The 18,201-nt window shown below is 61.1% G+C and carries 13 protein-coding genes and 2 riboswitches; of the genes, 8 read left to right on the forward strand and 5 right to left on the reverse strand.

Annotated features, from left to right (window positions below):
* Window positions 1-51: 51 nt before the first annotated feature.
* Window positions 52-1,173 carry a glycine cleavage system aminomethyltransferase GcvT gene (gcvT, locus tag CSQ92_RS04435; protein WP_099393334.1) on the reverse strand — a complete coding sequence of 374 codons (1,122 nt, stop codon included), beginning with the start codon at window positions 1,171-1,173 and terminating at the stop codon, window positions 52-54.
* A gap of 74 nt (window positions 1,174-1,247) precedes the next feature.
* A riboswitch (glycine riboswitch) is annotated at window positions 1,248-1,353 on the reverse strand.
* A gap of 28 nt (window positions 1,354-1,381) precedes the next feature.
* Window positions 1,382-1,468, reverse strand: a riboswitch (glycine riboswitch).
* A gap of 169 nt (window positions 1,469-1,637) precedes the next feature.
* Between gcvT and CSQ92_RS04440 the strand changes: the two genes are divergently transcribed.
* The 7 genes from CSQ92_RS04440 to def all read left to right on the forward strand — a co-directional run bounded on the left by CSQ92_RS04440 (window position 1,638) and on the right by def (window position 11,693).
* Complete coding sequence (locus tag CSQ92_RS04440) at window positions 1,638-2,210, forward strand: ATP-dependent Clp protease proteolytic subunit (RefSeq protein ID WP_034784247.1); 573 nt, start codon at window positions 1,638-1,640, stop codon at window positions 2,208-2,210.
* 147 nt (window positions 2,211-2,357) lie between these two features.
* On the forward strand, window positions 2,358-2,993 hold the full coding sequence (locus tag CSQ92_RS04445; RefSeq protein WP_225317295.1) for a phosphatase PAP2 family protein: 636 nt from the start codon (window positions 2,358-2,360) through the stop codon (window positions 2,991-2,993).
* A 185-nt stretch (window positions 2,994-3,178) separates the two neighbouring features.
* A complete protein-coding gene (gene smc / locus CSQ92_RS04450; protein WP_099393335.1) occupies window positions 3,179-6,706 on the forward strand; it encodes a chromosome segregation protein SMC in 3,528 nt (1,175 codons plus the stop codon).
* The gene (locus CSQ92_RS04455; RefSeq protein ID WP_034784162.1) at window positions 6,703-7,866 is read left to right on the forward strand and encodes a cell division protein ZipA C-terminal FtsZ-binding domain-containing protein; all 1,164 of its coding nucleotides are present in this window, start codon (window positions 6,703-6,705) and stop codon (window positions 7,864-7,866) included. Before smc ends, CSQ92_RS04455 begins: the two co-directional genes overlap by 4 nt.
* A 14-nt stretch (window positions 7,867-7,880) precedes the next feature.
* Entirely contained in the window at window positions 7,881-10,241 is a 2,361-nt protein-coding gene (gene ligA / locus CSQ92_RS04460; RefSeq protein WP_099393336.1) for an NAD-dependent DNA ligase LigA, read from the forward strand.
* Window positions 10,242-10,266: 25 nt separating this feature from the next.
* Window positions 10,267-11,160, forward strand: coding sequence for a UTP--glucose-1-phosphate uridylyltransferase GalU (gene galU / locus CSQ92_RS04465; RefSeq protein ID WP_034784160.1), 894 nt, complete (start codon window positions 10,267-10,269; stop codon window positions 11,158-11,160).
* Window positions 11,157-11,693 carry a peptide deformylase gene (gene def, locus CSQ92_RS04470; RefSeq protein ID WP_034752265.1) on the forward strand — a complete coding sequence of 179 codons (537 nt, stop codon included), beginning with the start codon at window positions 11,157-11,159 and terminating at the stop codon, window positions 11,691-11,693. Before galU ends, def begins: the two co-directional genes overlap by 4 nt.
* A 177-nt stretch (window positions 11,694-11,870) precedes the next feature.
* On the opposite strand, the gene CSQ92_RS04475 is transcribed toward def, so the two are convergent.
* The 4 genes from CSQ92_RS04475 to map form a co-directional block, all read right to left on the reverse strand.
* Entirely contained in the window at window positions 11,871-12,635 is a 765-nt protein-coding gene (locus tag CSQ92_RS04475) for a flagellar brake protein (RefSeq protein WP_080753528.1), read from the reverse strand.
* Window positions 12,636-12,785: 150 nt separating this feature from the next.
* Window positions 12,786-13,535, reverse strand: coding sequence for a pseudouridine synthase (locus tag CSQ92_RS04480; protein ID WP_034752263.1), 750 nt, complete (start codon window positions 13,533-13,535; stop codon window positions 12,786-12,788).
* Between the two features lie 43 nt (window positions 13,536-13,578).
* Complete coding sequence (locus tag CSQ92_RS04485) at window positions 13,579-16,146, reverse strand: [protein-PII] uridylyltransferase (RefSeq protein ID WP_099393337.1); 2,568 nt, start codon at window positions 16,144-16,146, stop codon at window positions 13,579-13,581.
* A gap of 47 nt (window positions 16,147-16,193) precedes the next feature.
* Complete coding sequence (gene map, locus CSQ92_RS04490) at window positions 16,194-17,006, reverse strand: type I methionyl aminopeptidase (RefSeq protein WP_034784155.1); 813 nt, start codon at window positions 17,004-17,006, stop codon at window positions 16,194-16,196.
* A 400-nt stretch (window positions 17,007-17,406) separates the two neighbouring features.
* On the opposite strand from map, the gene rpsB reads away from it, so the two are divergent.
* A complete protein-coding gene (rpsB, locus tag CSQ92_RS04495; RefSeq protein ID WP_010397614.1) occupies window positions 17,407-18,159 on the forward strand; it encodes a 30S ribosomal protein S2 in 753 nt (250 codons plus the stop codon).
* Window positions 18,160-18,201: the final 42 nt, after the last annotated feature.

Genomic DNA, 18,201 nt, shown 5'->3' on the forward strand with positions numbered 1-18,201 from the left:
GTGTTCGTTATTGATTATGGTTGTACGGTCTTGCGGGCGGCTCTAATACGCTTACGCAGCCAGGATTTTACCGTTACGCACGAAAGGCAGCTTGACAACAGAAGCGGCCAGCTGCTTGCCGCGGATTTCCACGTGCACGGTGTCGCCCACGTTCACGCCGTTCGGCACGCGCGCCAGGGCAATCGCTTCCTGCATCGTCGGGCTGAAGGTGCCGCTGGTGATTTCGCCCGTGGCTTCGCTGCCGGCGATGATGACTTTCTGGTGGGCGCGCAGCACGCCGCCTTTTTCGCGCAGGATCAGGCCCACGAATTGCGCGTTCTGGCCTTTGGCCAGCAGGGCGGCCTTGCCGATGAAGTCGCGCTCGCTGACCAGGTCGATGGTCCACGCCAGGCCCGCGTCGAGCGGGTTGACGGTTTCATCCATGTCCTGGCCGTACAGATTCATGCCCGCTTCCAGGCGCAGGGTGTCGCGCGCGCCCAGGCCTGCCGGCTTGACGCCGGCCGCTGCCAGGGCGTTCCACAGCGCTTCCACCTGGGTGGCGGCCACGCCGATTTCAAAGCCGTCTTCGCCCGTGTAACCGGTGCGCGCCAGCATGACTTCGCCGAAAGCCGTGTCCTTGACGATGACGACGTTGAATGGCTTGATGGCTTCGGAGGCCGCTTGCGTTTCCGGCAGTACTTGCCACACCTTGGCGCGGGCGTTCGGGCCTTGCACGGCGACCAGCGCCATGGCGTCATTACCGTCGCGGCGCTGGGTGATCGTCAGGCCGCTGCTGGTGTTGGTGTTTTGCTGCTGCATCCACGCCACGTCTTTTTCCGCCGTGCCCGCGTTGACGACGAGGCGGAACCAGTTTTCATTGAAGAAGTAGACGATCAAGTCATCGATGACGGTACCTTCGGCATTGAGCATGCACGAGTACAGCGCCTTGCCCGACACTTGCAGCTTGTCAACGTTGTTGGCCAGCAAGCCGCGCAGGAAAGCGCGCACGTTCGGACCTTCGATATCGACCACGCACATATGGGACACGTCGAACATGCCGGCGTCGCCGCGCACGGCATTGTGTTCTTCGATTTGCGAGCCGTAGTTGACGGGCATGTCCCAGCCGCCGAAATCGACCATGCGGGCGCCGAGGGCACGGTGGGCGTTATTGAGTGGGGTCGCTTTGAGCGTCATGGATTCCTCGGGACGAAGGTAAAAGGGGAGTTAACAAAACATAGAATAGCCAAACACGGCTTTCCAGCGTGATCACTGACCCCCCTGTCCTTTGTACCTGAGAGATTACGGGGGCTTGCCCCGTGCGCCCCTTCGGTGGGCCGCCGGCAATAGCCGCGGCCGCTCTCCAGAGTTGAGCTGAAACGTGTCGCCAAAGCAACAGCTTCAGTTCGCCTGATCGGTCCTTTTGCCTGAGAGTTTTTGGGTAGTGCCCCTTCGGCGGCAACGCTGGTTTGCCCTCTCCCGATCAAGTGGAAGGAATATATGCCAGCAAGGTGTTTCTGTCAATCTGAAAAGACGTTGCCAGATTGCAGCAAAAGCCCCGGTTTGCGGGGCTGGGAGGGGCGCTGGCCCGGTGCAAAAGGGCGCCCGGCCGCGCGGGAATGCGCTATGATGAAATCCTGGCTTTCTTGCGGGTGCCTGCCATGAACACTACACAAAGCGAGACGCAAAACAACACCGAGCAGCACGGTTACTTTACCCTCTCGGGCGACGTCAACAGTGACATGGTGCGGCGCGTCTTCAACGCCGTGGCCGACATCACGGAAGACAAGCTTACCACCGCGCACATTTTGATCCAGTCCAACGGCGGCTATGTCAGCGACGGCATCTGTCTGTACAACTTCCTCAGCAAGTTGCCGCTCGACATCATTACCTACAATGCGGGCGCCGTGGCGTCCATCGCCGTCACCCTGTTCCTGGCGGGGCGGCACCGCCACGCCAGCGACACGGCCCGTTTCATGGTGCACAAGTCGCATGCGACAGCCTCGCCCGGATCGCGCCCCGACGCGCTCAGCATCATCGTCGAGGGCTTGCGCGCCGACGACATGCGCACCGAGCGCATCCTGCGCGGCCACGTCAGCCTGACGGAAGAGCAGTGGCAGGTGCACGCGTATTCCGACCTGCACCTGACGGCTGACCAGGCGCTGGAAGTGGGCATGATCGAATCGATTCGCGACTTTGCGCCGCCCAAGGGCAAGCGCTTGACGAATATCTGACGCCTGCCTTGCAATGCCCGGCGGATGGTTTTGGCGTGGAAATTTTGTAATCGAATGTAATTCTTCGCTGCAGCACAGCAAAAGCCGCGCGGAACAGCACTGAGTCGTGGCATAGTGCAAGCTGATCATGAAATAAGTGCAGGCACGATGACTTGGTGGAATGGAATTTCTTTTGCGGCCGATATGGCCGTGATGGGGCCGGCTGGCGTGGCGATCGCCCTCTGGTTGCTCGTTTCGCGCCAGTGGCGCCTGGTACTGAGCTGGAGCCTGTGGTACGGCGGCGGCCTGGCCCTCGTGGTGCTGTCGAAGCTGGCCTTCATGAGCTGGGGCGTGGGCAGCAGCGCGCTCGATTTTACGGGTTTCAGCGGCCACGCCATGCGCGCCGGCGCCGTGTTTCCCGTGCTGATGTATGTGCTGCTGCAGCGGGCCGCACCGCGCTGGCGCCATGCCGGCGTGCTCGTCGGCGTGGCGTTTGCCGTGCTGGTGGCTATTTCCCGCGTGGTCGTCCATGCGCACAGCGTGTCGGAAGCCGTCAGCGGCTGCGTGCTGGGCCTGGCGCTGGCGCTGGGCTTCATGTGGAATGCCCGCGGCGCCGTCAATTTCGCCGTCAGCCATGCGCTGGCCCTGGCCAGCCTGGTGCTGATGGTGGTGCTCAGCTTCAAGGCCGAACCCATGCCGACCGAGCAATGGCTGCAAAAACTGGCCCTGGTGCTGTCTGGCCATGAGCGTGTTTTTTCCCGCGAAGACTGGAAACTGGCACAGGATGGCCGCCCAGCCCCATGATGCGGGGCACGCTGGCGCCTGGCGCCACGGTTTTTTGGCCAGAAAAGCATCAGGAAATGGTATGATGAACCACTTTTTTTTGCGGTGCATGGCCAGACAGCCGCCGCGATGGTGCATCTGAAGTGAATATGAACCGGGTTCACCCATAATATAACCGCCAGCATAGGCCAGGAACTCTAAAACACGTGCGTCTCTCTTCCATCAAGTTGTCGGGATTTAAGTCTTTCGTCGATCCCACCAATTTCCAGGTGCCAGGCCAGCTCGTGGGCGTGGTCGGGCCGAATGGCTGCGGCAAGTCGAACATCATCGACGCCGTGCGCTGGGTGCTGGGCGAATCGAAAGCGTCGGAACTGCGCGGCGAGTCCATGCAGGACGTCATTTTCAATGGCTCCACGCACCGCAAGCCGGCCGGGCGCGCCTCGGTCGAGCTGGTATTCGACAACAACGATGGCAAGGCCTCGGGCCAATGGGGCCAGTACGCCGAGATCGCCGTCAAGCGCACCCTGACGCGCGACGGCACGTCTACCTATTACATCAATGGCCAGCCCGTGCGCCGGCGCGACATCCAGGATATTTTCCTTGGCACGGGCCTCGGTCCGCGCGCCTACGCCATCATCGGCCAGGGCATGATTTCGCGCATCATCGAATCGCGCCCCGAAGAATTGCGCGTCTTCCTGGAAGAGGCGGCCGGCGTCTCCAAATACAAGGAACGCCGCCGCGAGACGGAAAACCGCCTGCAGGACACGCGCGAGAATTTGCTGCGCGTGGAAGACATCTTGCGCGAACTCAATGCCAACCTGGAAAAGCTGGAAGCGCAGGCGGCCGTGGCCACCCGTTTCCACGCCTTGCAGGCGGACCAGGAAGAAAAACAAAAACTGTTGTGGTTGCTGCGCAAGAACGAGGCGCAAAACGAGCAGACGCGCTATTTCCGCGAAGTGGAACAGGCGCAGACGGACCTGGAAGAGCAGACGGCCAAGCTGCGCAATTTGGAACTGACCCTCGAGCAGATGCGCCAGGCGCACTTTGCCGTGGGCGACCGTTTGCACACGGCGCAAGGCCATCTGTACCAGACGAATGCGGAAATCGGCAGCCTGGAAGCGCAGATCAAGTTCGTCATCGAATCGCGCGCGCGCCTGCAGGCGCAGCTGGCGACCCTGACGGCCCAGCGCGACCAGTGGACGCAGCAGGGTGGCGAATACCAGGAACAGATCGAAGAGGCGGAATTTCATCTCGAAGAGCTGGCTGCCAAGGTCGAGCAATCGCAAATGATGGCGGAGCAGAAGGGCGAGCAATTGCCCGAGCTCGACGCCGCTTGGCGCGCCGCGCAAAACAAGAGCACGGAATCGCGCGCCCGGATCATGCAGGCGCAGCAGCAGCTGGAACTGGAATCGGCACACCAGCGCAACGCCTCGAACATCCTGGCCAGTCTCCTGAGCCGCCGCGAGCGCCTGCAGCAGGAAAAGAACAGCCTGAGTTTGCCCGACAGCAGCCATCTGGAAAACCTGAAACTGCAGCTGGAAGAAAAGCAGCAAACGCTGGAAGAACAGGGTTTCTACCTGGAAGAAGCGCTGGAGCAGCAGCCCAAACTGGAGCAGGAACGGATGGAGGCGCAGGCGCAGGTCAATGCCGAAACAGCCGCCAACGCCCAGCTGGAAGCGCGTCTTTCCGCTTTGAAACAATTGCAGGAACGGGTACAGACCCAGGGCAAGGTTCAGCCATGGCTGAAAAAGCACGAGCTCGACACTTTGCCGCGCCTGTGGCAAAAGCTGCAGATCGAAGCGGGCTGGGAAGCGGCCATGGAATCGATCTTGCGCGAGCGCACGTCGGCCCTGCAACTGTCGAACATCGACTGGGCCAAGGCATTCTTTGCCGATGCGCCGCCGGCCAAGCTGGCCCTGTATGCGCCATCCACCGTGGCGCCGCTGCCGATGCCGGAAGTGGCAGGTCTGAAACCGTTCCTGAACTTGCTCAAACTCAATGATCCGGGCTTGCGCGGCTTGCTGCAGGATTGGCTGTATAACGCCTACGCCGTGGAAGACGCGGCCGAAGCCCTGGCCGAACGGGGCAAGCTGCCGCCAGGCGGCTACTTCGTCACGCGCGCCGGTCACGTGGTCACGGCCACCAGCGTGCGCTTCTATGCGGCTGATTCGGAGCAGGAAGGCATGCTGGGCCGCCAGCAGGAAATCGAGAATATCGGCAAACAGTTGCGCGCCCAGCAATTGCTGGCCGAAGAGGCGCGCGCCCGTTCCGTACGGGCCGACGCGGCCGTGGGGGCCTTGACGCGCAACCTGTCCGACCTGCGCCTGCGCATCCAGCAACTGACGGCGTCCGTGCATACCTTGCAGCTCGACGTGGTCAAATTGTCGGAAGTGGAAGCGCGTTTCAACCAGCGCAGCACGCAGATCGGCGCCGACCTGGCCGAAATCGCCGCGCAGGAAGCGGAACAGATGCAGACCAAGCTGGAATCGGAAGAAAAATTCGAACAGCTGGACATGGAGCTGGGCAACTTGCAGGAAGCGCACGAAGACGGCCATACGGACTTCCTGCAGAAGGAACAGCGCTTGGCCGAAGCGCGCGAAGCCTTGCGCGACCTGGAACGAAACGCCAAGGATACGGAATACGCGGAAAAAGCCCACCGCGCGAAGATCGAGGAATTGCGCCGCAACATCGCCACGGCCAGTACGCAGGCGCAGCAAGTGACTGCCAGCCTGCAGGCGGGCGAACTGGAACTGGCCAACCTGGAAAGCGGCGCGGCCGCCGACGGCTTGCAGGACTTGCTCGAGCGCCGCACGACGCAGGAGCGGGCGCTGGCCGATGCGCGCCACGAACTCGATCAGATTACGCAGCAGTTGCGCCTGTCCGAAGACGCGCGCACGCAGTCGGAACGCAGCCTGCAGCCGCAGCGCGACAAGATCATGGAAATGCAGCTCAAGGAACAGGCCGCGCGCCTGAACCAGGAGCAATTCGCCCAGCAATTGCTGGAGTCGGGCGCCGATGAAGCGGTCCTGACGGAAAAATTGCACCCGGACATGCGTCCCTCGTATCTGCAGGGCGAAGTGACGCGTTTGACGAATGCCATCACGGGCCTGGGCGCCGTCAACCTGGCCGCGCTGGACGAGCTGGCGCAGGCATCCGAGCGCAAGAATTTCCTCGATGCCCAGAATGCCGACCTGACGGAAGCGATCAATACGCTGGAAGACGCGATCCACAAGATCGACAAGGAAACGCGTGACTTGCTGCAAGACACGTTCGACAAGGTCAACCATCACTTTTCCGAGCTGTTCCCGATTCTGTTCGGCGGCGGCCAGGCGAAACTGACCATGACGGGCGACGAGATTCTCGATTCCGGTGTACAAGTCATGGCACAGCCTCCCGGCAAGAAAAATGCCACCATCCACCTGTTATCGGGTGGAGAGAAGGCGCTGACCGCGACCGCATTGGTGTTTTCCATGTTCCGCCTGAATCCGGCGCCGTTCTGCCTGCTCGACGAAGTCGATGCACCGCTGGACGATTCGAACACGGAACGCTTCTGCCGCATGGTCAAGCGCATGTCCGACCAGACCCAATTCCTTTTCATTTCGCATAACAAGATTGCGATGGAAATGGCCCATCAATTGATCGGTGTGACGATGCAGGAGCAGGGCGTATCGCGCATCGTGGCGGTGGACATGGAGTCCGCCGCAAATTTTGCAACCGAGGCACAAGCAGCATGACAGACCTTCAAATTACCTTGTTCGGCGCCGGCGGCGTCTTTATCGTCGGCGTTTTCTCGTATAACAAATGGCAGGAATACAAGGCCAAGAAAAGCGTGGAACGGGCTTTTTCCACTGACCACGACGATGTGCTGATGCGCGAGGGCGACGCCCCCGCGGTGGAAGCCCAGGAACCCGTCTTGCGCCAGGAGCCGCGCTTCGACGCGGCGCCCGCCGCCAAGGCCGAACCATCGTTCGGCGCGCCGCCAGCGGCCCCCGTACCTGACGCGCCCGTGCATGCGGAACCTTCGCTGGCCGATGCCGACCCTGCACCCGCCACGCCTGCCGCGCCGGCGCAGCAGGAAGTCAGCGCCGCCAGCGAACAGGCGACCAGCCTGGTCGACCCGCTGATCGATTGCCTGCTGCCCCTGTCGCTGGAAGCGCCCGTGCGCGGCGACAAGATCCTGCCCGTGCTGCAAACCCTGCGCCTGGTGGGCAACAAGCCCGTGCACTTCATCGGCTTGCATGTGAATGGCGACTGGGAACCGATCACGCATGGCGGTGTCTACACCAAGATGCAGGGCGGCGTGCAGCTGGCCAGCCGCAGCACGGCCTTGAATGAACTGGAATATTCGGAACTGGTCACGCGCCTGCGCGGTGTGGCAGACGAGATCGGCGCCGAGCCGGAAGTGCCCGACATGATGGAAGTGATGGCCGAAGCGCGCAATCTGCACCGTTTCGTGGCCGGCCACGATGCCCAGCTGGGTGTGAACCTGCACACGAATGGCGCGCCATGGGCCATTTCCACCTTGCTGTTCGCGCTGGAAAAACAGGGCTTTGACGTGCGTCCTGATGGCCGTTTCGTCATGCCGGACGGCGACGGCGGCTATCTGTTCTCGCTGTCGACGAATGTCACCCTGGCCGAAGAAACGACGCCACGCCTGACTCTGTTGCTGGACGTGCCATGCGTGGCGCCTGCACGCGACGGCTTCGGCGCCATGGTCGCCTGCGCCAAGGCACTGGTGGGCCGCCTGGACGCGACCATCGTCGACGATTACAACCAGGCCTTGTCCGATGCGGCGCTGGCCGAGATTGCCGGCCAGGTGCAAGAGTTTTACCAGGAAATGGACGCGGCCGACATTCCGGCCGGCTCCACCCGCGCCCTGCGTTTATTTAGCTGAAGAATCTCGCAACAATGAATGATCCGATCAACCAGGACGCCGCCCAGCGCGTCCTGGCACTCACGGCCGAACTTAATCGGCATTTGCACGCCTACCACGTGCTCGACAATCCCACCATTCCCGACGCCGAGTACGACAAGCTGTTTGTCGAACTGCAAGCGCTGGAAGCGGCCCATCCCGAATTGCGCACGCCCGATTCGCCCACCTTGCGCGTGGGTGCGGCGCCCTTGCCGCAATTCGAGCAAGTCACGCACACGGTGCCGATGTTGTCGCTGAATAATGGTTTCTCCGATGACGATATCGTCAATTTCGACCGCCGCGTGCGCGAAGGCCTGGACCTTGACGGTGCAGAGGTCGACTATGCGGTCGAAGTGAAATTCGACGGCCTGGCCATCAACCTGCGCTATGAAAACGGCCTGTTCGTGCAGGCGGCCACGCGCGGCGACGGCGCCACGGGCGAAGACGTGACGGCGAATATCCGCACCATTTCCGGCATCCCGCTGCGCCTGCATGGCGACAAGATTCCTGCCGTGCTCGATGTGCGCGGCGAAGTGATGATGTTCAAGGCCGATTTTGCCCGTTTGAACGAACGCCAGCGTGAAGCGGGGCAGAAGGAATTCGCCAACCCGCGCAATGCGGCCGCCGGCAGCCTGCGCCAGCTCGATTCGCGTATCACGGCGCAGCGCAAGCTGCGTTTCTATGCGTATGGCATCGGCGCCCTCGATGGCGCCGCCATGCCGGTGTCGCATTCGGCCTTGCTGGACTGGTACGAAACGCTGGGCATCCCCGTGTCGAAGGAGCGCAAGGTGGTGCAGGGCGCGCAAGGCTTGCTGGCATATTACGCCGATATCGGCGCGCGCCGGCCCGTCTTGCCCTACGAAATCGACGGCGTCGTCTACAAGGTGAATGCGACGGAAGACCAGCAGGAACTGGGCTTTGTGTCGCGTGCGCCCCGTTTTGCGCTGGCGCACAAGTTCCCCGCCGAAGAGGCGCTGACGCAGGTGCTGGGCATCGATATCCAGGTGGGCCGCACGGGTGCCATGACACCCGTGGCGCGCCTGGCGCCCGTGTCCGTGGGCGGCGTGACGGTGACCAACGCCACCTTGCACAATGAAGACGAAGTGCTGCGCAAGGATGTGCGCGTGGGCGACACCGTCATCGTGCGCCGCGCCGGCGACGTGATTCCCGAAGTGCTGAGCGTGGTGCTGGAAAAACGTCCGGAACCGGCGCCGCTGCCGTTCAAGATGCTGGAAGCCTGTCCCGTCTGCGGCTCGCACGTGGTGCGTGAAGAGGGCGAGGCGATTGCCCGCTGCTCGGGTGGCCTGTTCTGCTCGGCGCAGCGCAAGGAAGCGTTCCGCCATTTTGCGGGCCGCCGCATGATGGATATCGAAGGCCTGGGCGAACGTTATATCGATACCCTGGTCGAACTGGAATACGTGCATGGCTTGGCCGACTTGTACGGCCTGACCCTGGATAAACTGCTGGAAATGAAAGTGCGCGCCGACGAGCGCGACGGTTCGACGCCTGAAACAGTGCAACAAGGCAAGATTCCTACCAAGTGGGCGGAAAATCTGCTGGCCGGCATCGAGGCGAGCAAGCGCCCGCCGCTTGAACGTTTCCTGTTCGCGCTGGGCATCCGCCACGTGGGCGAGTCGACGGCGAAGACCCTGGCCGAATGGCTGGGCAGCCTGGCGTATGTACGCAAAGCGCCGGCGGCCTTGCTGCGCGTGCTGCCCGACATCGGCGGCACCGTGGCCGAATCGATCGCCGACTTCTTTGCGGAAGAAAAGAATCAGCAGGCGCTGCAGGCATTGCTGGATGCCGGTGTCACGCCCCAGGGCGAACACGCGCCCAGCGCCAAGCTGCGCACGCAGCTGGAGCAGACCACGCTGCTGGCAGCCATCGGCATCCCGAAGCTGACGGAGCCGCGCAGCAAGCAGCTGGTGGAGCGGGGCGTGACCCTGGCCAGCCTGGCTGCGCAAGGCGCCAGCTTCCACGCGGGCTTGCCCGCCGTCGTGGCCGAAGCGCTGGCGCAATGGCTGGCCGATGAGGGCAATGTCAAGCTGCTTGGTCAACTGGACGCCCTGCGAAATGAATTACTGTCACAATTGCCTGAAATGCCAGCCGCTGGCGGCAAACTGGACGGCAAGACTTTCGTCCTGACGGGCACCTTGCCCAACATGAGCCGCGACGAAGCTGCGGAGCTGATCGAGGCGGCCGGTGGCAAGGTCAGCGGTTCTGTATCGAAGAAGACAGGCTATGTCGTGGCCGGTTCGGATGCCGGCAGCAAGCTGGCCAAGGCCCAGGAGCTGGGTGTGGCCATACTCGACGAGGCTGGCTTGCTGGCTCTGCTGGCTCTGCTGGCGCAGGACTAATCATTCAAAATACTACAAAAGACCCATGAAAAAAATCAGAAAAGCAGTTTTCCCCGTCGCCGGCCTGGGCAGCCGTTTCTTGCCAGCGACCAAGGCGCAACCGAAGGAAATGTTACCCATCGTCGACAAGCCATTGATCCAGTACGCGGTGGAAGAAGCCGTGGCGGCCGGCATCACGGAAATGATCTTCATCACGGGCCGCAACAAGCGCGCCATCGAAGACCATTTCGATACGGCCTACGAGCTGGAGTCGGAACTGGAAGCGGCCGGCAAGCGCCAGTTGCTCGACATGGTGCAAAACGTCATTCCCAAGCACATCAATTGCATTTACATACGCCAGTCGGCGCCGCTGGGCCTGGGGCATGCCGTGCTGTGCGCCCGTCCCGTGATCGGCGACGAGCCGTTTGCCGTCTTGCTGGCCGACGATTTCATGGATGTGGAAGAGGGCGTGCGCCCCGTGCTGGCGCAGATGACCGATGTCTTCCAGTATGAAAATTGCTCGCTGCTGGCGGTGCAGGATGTGCCGCGCGCGGAAACCAAGCAGTACGGTATTGTATCGGCAAAGAATTATCAGCCGGACCTCGAATTGGTCTCGGCCATCGTGGAAAAGCCTGCGCCCGAAGAGGCGCCATCGACCCTGGCCGTGGTGGGCCGTTATGTGCTGACCAGCCGTATCTTTAACCACCTGGAAAATATCGGCACGGGTGCCGGCGGCGAAATCCAGTTGACGGACGGCATCGCCGCCCTGATGCGCGAAGAGCGCGTGCTGGCTTACCGCTACCAGGGGCAGCGTTATGATTGCGGCTCCAAGCTTGGCTACCTGAAGGCAACGACGGCGATGGGCATGAAACATCCGGAAACGGGCGCGGCCTTCCGCACTTACCTGCAAGAACTGCAATCGGCACTGGAAGTAAAATGACCGTACGTGAAATCCTCAAGATGGGTGATCCGCGTCTGTTGCGCATGGCCGAGCCTGTGCGTGAATTCGATACGCCCGAATTGCATGCCTTGATCGCCGACATGTTCGACACCATGCATGCGGCCAATGGCGCGGGCCTGGCGGCGCCGCAGATCGGGGTCAACCTGCAGCTGGTGATCTACGGCTTCAAGCAAAACCTGCGCTATCCCGACGCGCCGCAAGTACCGGAAACCGTGCTGATCAACCCTGTGCTGACGCCTTTGTCGGAACGCAAGGAAGAGGGCTTTGAAGGCTGCCTGTCCGTGCCCGGCCTGCGCGGCAGCGTGCCGCGCTGGAGTGAACTGCATTACGAAGGCGTGGACCAGTTCGGCCAGCCCATCAGCCGCGACTGCGACGGCTTCCATGCCCGCGTGGTGCAGCACGAGGTCGACCACTTGCACGGCATTCTGTATCCGATGCGTATCGTTGACTTTACCCAGTTCGGCTATACGGAAGTGATGTTTCCCGACCTGGATCCAAACGACGACGACTGATCGGCGCCTGAGAAAACGTCCATGGCTGCGTTGCATTGCCTCGCCGTACTATTCGTACTGTCTTCGGCAATGCGCCTTGCCCTGATCGTTTTTCAGGCGCCTCGTGACTTTGGCTGTTAAACAAAAAATGGCCGCGCAGCATGAGCTGGGCGGCCATTTTTTATGCCTGAAGCAAACCTAGCGTACCTTGCGGCTGCTGCCCAAGTTATCCAGCAGCATCTTTAATTCATCCTGCATGGCATCCGTCAGGTTCAGGAAGCGGCAGCCGATCTGCACTTGTTCTCCCAGCAGGAAGGAGCGGAAGGTGCGTGACAGGCGGATTTCCAGGTCGGCGATCATGACCTTGTTTGGCCCCAGTTCCAGGCGCACGCGCGACAGCTTGCGCCCCACGTACAGGCCCACCGTGTCGCGCGGATGGGCGCGCATGCCGATGCCGCCGGCCGAGAAATCATACAGCTGCAATTCATACGGACGACCTTCGAGTACGAAGGCGGCCAGGTAGTACACGCCCAGCGGCGTTTCCAGGCGCGTCGATTCGCGCCGTTCCAGCACCAGGCAATGGCTGGGGAAGTTGGTCAGATACACGTTCGGGCGTTCGGGATACGCCTGCCATTCGCCATTGATGGTAAATTGCAGCTTGGCGCTTTGCACCCACGATACAAATGTGGCGCCGCCTTCGGGCAGGGTCGCGCCTTCATTGAGTTCCAGCACGAATTGCGGCAAGTCGTCGTCGACGGACAGGATGCGCGCCATGATGACGTCTTCGCCGCCCGTCGGGTAGATGGAGATGGCGTCGCCATTGTCAGCCAGGCTGCACAGGGTTTCGCCGATATCCCACGGATCGCTCATATGGTGCGGCTTGGTGCCGGGCGCCATCGGCTCGGCCACGTCAGCCAGGCTGGGCGCGCCTTTGCGCAGGGGATTGGGAATGGGATCGTTCACGACAGCGTATCTCTTTTGTTCTAATGGGGAATAGTGTATAGGTTTAAAGCAATATTTACTAAGTAAATCACAATAATTGTTTTTATATCACTATATTCCTGTTGCTTATGCGGAATGGCACGCTGCGGCATGCCATCCAGATGTCGCCGCTTAAAATTGTTCGTCCGCGCTCAGGTAACGCCATTGGCCTGTCGGCAAGTCGCCCAACTTGACCTTGCCGATGCGCACGCGTTTCAGGCCCAGCACTTTCAGGCCCACGGCTTCGCACATGCGGCGGATCTGGCGTTTCTTGCCTTCGCGCAGGGTAAAGCTCAGCTGGTCTTCGTTTTGCCAGCGCACCTTGGCCGGCAACAGCGGCTTGCCGTCGAGCCACAGACCGTGGTTGAGCTTTTTCAGTTCGCTGTCGGGCAGGGTGCCGCCCTTGGTGTAGCTCACGCGCACCAGGTATTCCTTGTCGATATCGGTATCGTGGCCGATCAGCTGCTTGGCCACGCGGCCGTCCTGCGTCAGGACCAGCAAGCCGACGGAATCGATGTCCAGTCGGCCGGCCGCCACCAGGCTGCGCAGCTGCGTGGGGTGGAACTGTTCCGGGCTGCGGTCTTCCGCCCAGCGGTTTTCCGCCTTGATCAGGGCCACGGCAGGCGTGTAGCCGTCTTCCGCCTGGCCGCTGACATAGCCGACAGGTTTGTTGATCAGCACGGTCACCCGCTTCGATTGCTCGGCCGCCGCCTGGCGTTCCACGGTGACTCTCTGGCTCGGGTAGACCTTGCTGCCCAGTTCGGACACCACCTTGCCGTCCACACGGACCCAGCCGCGCGCGATCCATTCATCGGCTTCGCGGCGGGAGCACAGGCCCAGTTCGGACATGCGTTTGGACAAGCGTAATAATTCTTCGGTCATGTTGTTTCAGTTTCAGTAAAGGTAGGCGCTGCGCGGGAGGTCATCAAACCTTTAGCGCATCGAGTAAATCGGTTTCCAGCAATATCTGGTTGCGGGCATTGTTGAGCGCGGGACCGTCGACGAGGAAGACGTCTTCGACCCGCTCGCCCAGGGTCATGATCTTGGCCGTGTGCAAGTTAATGCGGTACTTGGTCAGCACGTTGGCGATCGCATACAGCAAGCCCGTGCGGTCGTTGGCCGCCACCGACAGCAAATAGTATTGGCCCTTTTCATCGGGCCGCAAATCCACGGTCGGCTGGAAGGGGAAGGTGCGCGACAGGCGCGACAGCCGTCCCTTGCCCGGTGGCGGCAGCGGCGTTTGCGACTGCAGCAGTTCACCCAGCTCATGCTCGATCAGGCTGATGATGTCGCGGTAGCTCTTGGCGAAGTTTTGCTCAGTGACCAGGAACGTATCGAGCGCATAGCCATTCTTGGTCGTGTGGATCTTCGCGTCGAGAATGCTGAAGTTCTTGCGGTCGAAATAGCTGCAGATGCGCGCGAACAGGTCGGGCTGGTCGGGAATGTACACGGCCACCTGCAAGCCTTCGCCTATGGGCGCCAGCCGGCATTTTACCACCGGCAACTTGCTGTCGAGCTTGTCATACAGCGAGCGGGTCTGCCAGGCGATGTCGGACGCGTCGTGGCGCAGGAAATACGCCACGTCCAGCTGCTGCCACAGTTTCAGGTGGGCATCCGGCGGCAAGCCGTACAGGCGCAGGGTGGCCAGCGCTTCCTGCTGGCGGTTCTTCAGTTCGCGGTCGGCCGTGTGCGGCTCGCCGCCCAGCACGCGCAGGGTGATCTTGTACAGGTCTTCCAGCAGCTTGCCCTTCCAGGCATTCCACACTTTCGGGCTGGTGCCGCGGATGTCGGCCACCGTCAGCAGGTACAGGCCCGTCAGGTGGCGCTCGTCCTTGACCACTTTCGCAAAGGCGGCGATGACGTCGGGATCGGAGAGGTCCTGTTTTTGCGCCACTTGCGACATGGTCAGGTGATTTTCCACCAAGAAAGCCACCAGTTCCGTGTCTTCCGCCGACAGGCCGTGGTCCTGGCAGAACTGGGTGGCGTCGGCCACGCCCAGCTTCGAGTGGTCGCCGCCGCGGCCCTTGGCGATGTCGTGGAACAGGGCCGCCACGTACAGCAGCCACGACTGCGAGAAATCGGCCATCAGCTGGCTGCAGAACGGATATTCGTGCGCGTGTTCGCTCATCGTGAAGCGGCGCATGTTGCGCACCACCATCAAAATGTGCTGGTCGACCGTGTACACGTGGAACAGGTCGTGCTGCATCTGACCCACGATGCGGCGGAAATTCGGCAGATAGCGCCCCAGGATGCTCATCTCGTTCATGCGCCGCAGCGCATGGATGATGCCGACCGGGGCTTGCATGATGCGCAGGAAGAGGGCGCGGTTGACGGGATCCTGGCGGAAGGCGCCATCGATCTTGAAGCGCACGTGCCACAGGGCCCGCGTGGCGCGCGACGTCATGCCCTTCAGGGCGGGGCGTTCCGTCATCAGCACGAAGACTTCCAGCATGGCCGACGGGTATTGCTCGAACGTGTCGTCGGCGCTGATGTCGATCAGGCTGTTGACTTCATTGAAGCGTTCGTTGATGGGCACAGCCACGTCGTCTTGCGGAAACAATCGTGCCTCGATGTTTTGCAGCAGAATCGTGTTGAGCTGGGTCACCGTCTTGGCGGCCCAGTAGTAGCGCTGCATCAAGAATTCGCTGGCGCGGCGCATGTGCGGCCCGCTGCCCGTCGCTTGCAGGCCCAGCGATTCGGCGATGGCCGTCTGCACGTCGAACACGAGGCGGTCTTCGCGCCGTCCCGCATGCAGGTGCAGGCGCACGCGGATATCCTTGAAGGCGCGCTCCTTTTCCATCAGCTGGCGCGCTTCCGTCAGGGTGATCAGGCCGCCCGTGGCCAGCGTGCGCCACGAGTTCGCCAAGCCGGCCGCCTTGGCCACCCACAGGATCACCTGCAAGTCGCGCAGGCCGCCCGGGCTTTCCTTGCAATTCGGTTCCAGGCTGAAGGCCGTGTCTTCGTATTTGGCATGGCGCTGGCGCATTTCCGCCGTTTTCGCCTGGAAGAATGCCTGCGGATCCATGGCCGCGTCATAGCGCTGCTGCAATTGCGCGAACAAGTCCGCGTTGCCGCACACGAGGCGCGCTTCGAGCAAGCTCGTTTGCACAGTGATGTCGGCCTTCGATTCGACCATGCATTCATCCACTGTGCGGATGCTGTGGCCGATTTCCAGGCCCAGATCCCACAGCAGTTGCACCAGTTCCTCGAGCTTTTCCTGCGTGGCCGCATCGGGCGCCTGTTGCAGCAGGATCAGCAGGTCGACATCGGAATAGGGAAACAGTTCTCCGCGGCCATAACCGCCCACGCCGACCAGGGCCGTGCCGGGCGGCAAGCCGGTTTCCTGCCAGGCACGCGCCAGTACGCCGTCGACGCTGTGGCGCAGGCTGCGCAGCAGTTTTTCAGGCTTGCCGTCGGCCTGGAAGGCCGCAATGACGACCTGGCGGTCGGCTTTCAGTTGCTGCTTCAGCTGTTCCCGAACTTGCTTTTTCATCTGGGCCCTGGGTGGCGGTGGGTCGGGGTGCGGTCAAGCCTGATGAATCAGGCTTTATTGCCGATAAAGGCGGGCGGCGGCGGCATGCCGGGCGAGACGGTCAGCACTTCATAGCCCGTTTCCGTCACCAGCACCGTGTGTTCCCATTGCGCCGACAGGCTACGGTCCTTGGTTTTGATGGTCCATCCATCGTTCATTTCGCGGATTTCGCGGCGGCCCGAGTTGATCATCGGTTCGACGGTAAAAATCATGCCCGCTTCCAGGCGCTCCAGGGTGCCTGGTTTGCCGTAATGCAATACTTGCGGCTCTTCATGGAAGACCTTGCCGATGCCGTGGCCGCAGAATTCGCGCACCACGCTGTATCCGGCCTTCTCGGCATGCTGCTGGATGGCGTGGCCGATATCGCCCAGGTGGGCGCCCGGCTTGATCTGGTCGATGCCCAGCCACATGCATTCATAGGTGATTTCCGACAGGCGCTTGGCCAGGATGGTCGGCGTGCCGACGAGGAACATGCGGCTGTTGTCGCCGTGGTAGCCATCCTTGATGACGGTAATGTCGAGGTTAACGGAGTCGCCGCTCTTGAGGACCTTGTCGCCGGGAATGCCATGGCAGATGACGTCGTTGACGGAGGTGCAGATGGCTTTCGGGTACGGCGTGTAGCCGGGTGGGCAATAGTTCAGCGGGGCAGGGATAGTGCCCTGCACGTTGACCATGTATTCGTGGCACAGGCGGTCCAGTTCGCCGGTCGTGACGCCGACCTTGACGAAGGGGGTGATGTAGTCGAGTACTTCGGCGCCGAGCTTGCCGGCAACGCGCATGCCTTCGATGTCGGCGGCGCTATTGATACGGATGGTGGACATGGTGTATTTCGCAATCTGCAAGAATTCAGGTGAAAAGCACAGACGATTTCTGCTGTATGGGAAAAAGTCTGCAAATATGTCGAAATTATAAACGAGGCGCCCTGAATCCGCCGCCTCCTTCCTATGGCCAGGCAGGGATTTGTGGGGGAAGTGGCGGCCAGCAGGCGGCGGCGCCACACCTTGCACCAGCATGGTGCATTGGGTGTTTCCGCAGGGCGCGCGATTTGCAGCGCGGACTTGATGCGGCGGGCATTTCGGTGTAGAATCCCGGGTTGCTTGAATTCTCTTTTAAGCAATGCAGTAAAACAGTGTCTTTAATTTATATAAACACGCGAATCCGGTCGACAAGGGTGCCTGTATGGTGACTGATCGGATTCCAGACCCAACCCTGGAGTTAATAATGTCCGTAACAATGCGCGAAATGCTGGAAGCCGGTGTCCACTTTGGTCACCAAACCCGTTTTTGGAATCCAAAAATGGCACCGTTCATCTTCGGCCATCGCAACAAGATCCACATCATCAACCTGGAAAAAACCATGGCGATGTACCAGGACGCAATGAAGCACGTGCGTCAACTGGCTGCAAACCGTGGCACCATCCTGATGGTTGGCACCAAGCGTCAAGCTCGCGAAATCATCGCTGCTGAAGCACAACGCGCTGGCGTGCCTTTCGTTGATCAACGTTGGTTGGGCGGCATGCTGACCAACTTCAAAACGATCAAGACCTCGATCAAGCGTCTGAAAGACATGGAAGTGATGATCGAAGATGGTTCGATCGAGAAGCTGTCGAAAAAAGAAGCGCTGATGTTCTCCCGCGAAATGATCAAGCTGCAAAAATCGATCGGCGGCATCAAGGACATGGGCGGCATTCCTGACGCAATCTTCGTCGTCGACGTCGGCTACCACAAAGGTGCGATCACCGAAGCAGCTAAACTGGGTATCCCGGTCATCGGCGTTGTCGATACCAACCACTCCCCAGAAGGCGTGAACTTCGTGATCCCAGGTAACGATGACTCCTCGAAAGCCATCATGTTGTACGCTCGCGGTGTTGCTGATGCAATCATCGAAGGCCGTGCAGCTGCCGGTAACGAAGTTGTTGAAATGGTTAAAGCAGCCGCTGGCGACGAATTCGTCGAAGTAAACGAACAGGCTTAATGGCCAGGCTATCGCAAGATAGCCGTTTGTAAGCACAGCAGT

It is taken from the genome of Janthinobacterium sp. BJB446 (assembly GCF_002735655.1).
Classification (GTDB): Bacteria; Pseudomonadota; Gammaproteobacteria; order Burkholderiales; family Burkholderiaceae_D; genus Janthinobacterium; species Janthinobacterium lividum.

Excerpts from the sequence above, each read along its gene's own strand:
- def (WP_034752265.1), top strand. The coding sequence starts at position 11,157 with ATGACCGTACGTGAAATCCTCAAGATGGGTGATCCGCGTCTGTTGCGC.
- CSQ92_RS04440 (WP_034784247.1), top strand. The coding sequence starts at position 1,638 with ATGAACACTACACAAAGCGAGACGCAAAACAACACCGAGCAGCACGGT.
- CSQ92_RS04445 (WP_225317295.1), top strand. The coding sequence starts at position 2,358 with ATGACTTGGTGGAATGGAATTTCTTTTGCGGCCGATATGGCCGTGATG.
- gcvT (WP_099393334.1), bottom strand. The coding sequence starts at position 1,173 with ATGACGCTCAAAGCGACCCCACTCAATAACGCCCACCGTGCCCTCGGC.
- CSQ92_RS04480 (WP_034752263.1), bottom strand. The coding sequence starts at position 13,535 with ATGACCGAAGAATTATTACGCTTGTCCAAACGCATGTCCGAACTGGGC.
- map (WP_034784155.1), bottom strand. The coding sequence starts at position 17,006 with ATGTCCACCATCCGTATCAATAGCGCCGCCGACATCGAAGGCATGCGC.
- galU (WP_034784160.1), top strand. The coding sequence starts at position 10,267 with ATGAAAAAAATCAGAAAAGCAGTTTTCCCCGTCGCCGGCCTGGGCAGC.
- rpsB (WP_010397614.1), top strand. The coding sequence starts at position 17,407 with ATGTCCGTAACAATGCGCGAAATGCTGGAAGCCGGTGTCCACTTTGGT.
- CSQ92_RS04455 (WP_034784162.1), top strand. The coding sequence starts at position 6,703 with ATGACAGACCTTCAAATTACCTTGTTCGGCGCCGGCGGCGTCTTTATC.
- CSQ92_RS04485 (WP_099393337.1), bottom strand. The coding sequence starts at position 16,146 with ATGAAAAAGCAAGTTCGGGAACAGCTGAAGCAGCAACTGAAAGCCGAC.
- ligA (WP_099393336.1), top strand. The coding sequence starts at position 7,881 with ATGAATGATCCGATCAACCAGGACGCCGCCCAGCGCGTCCTGGCACTC.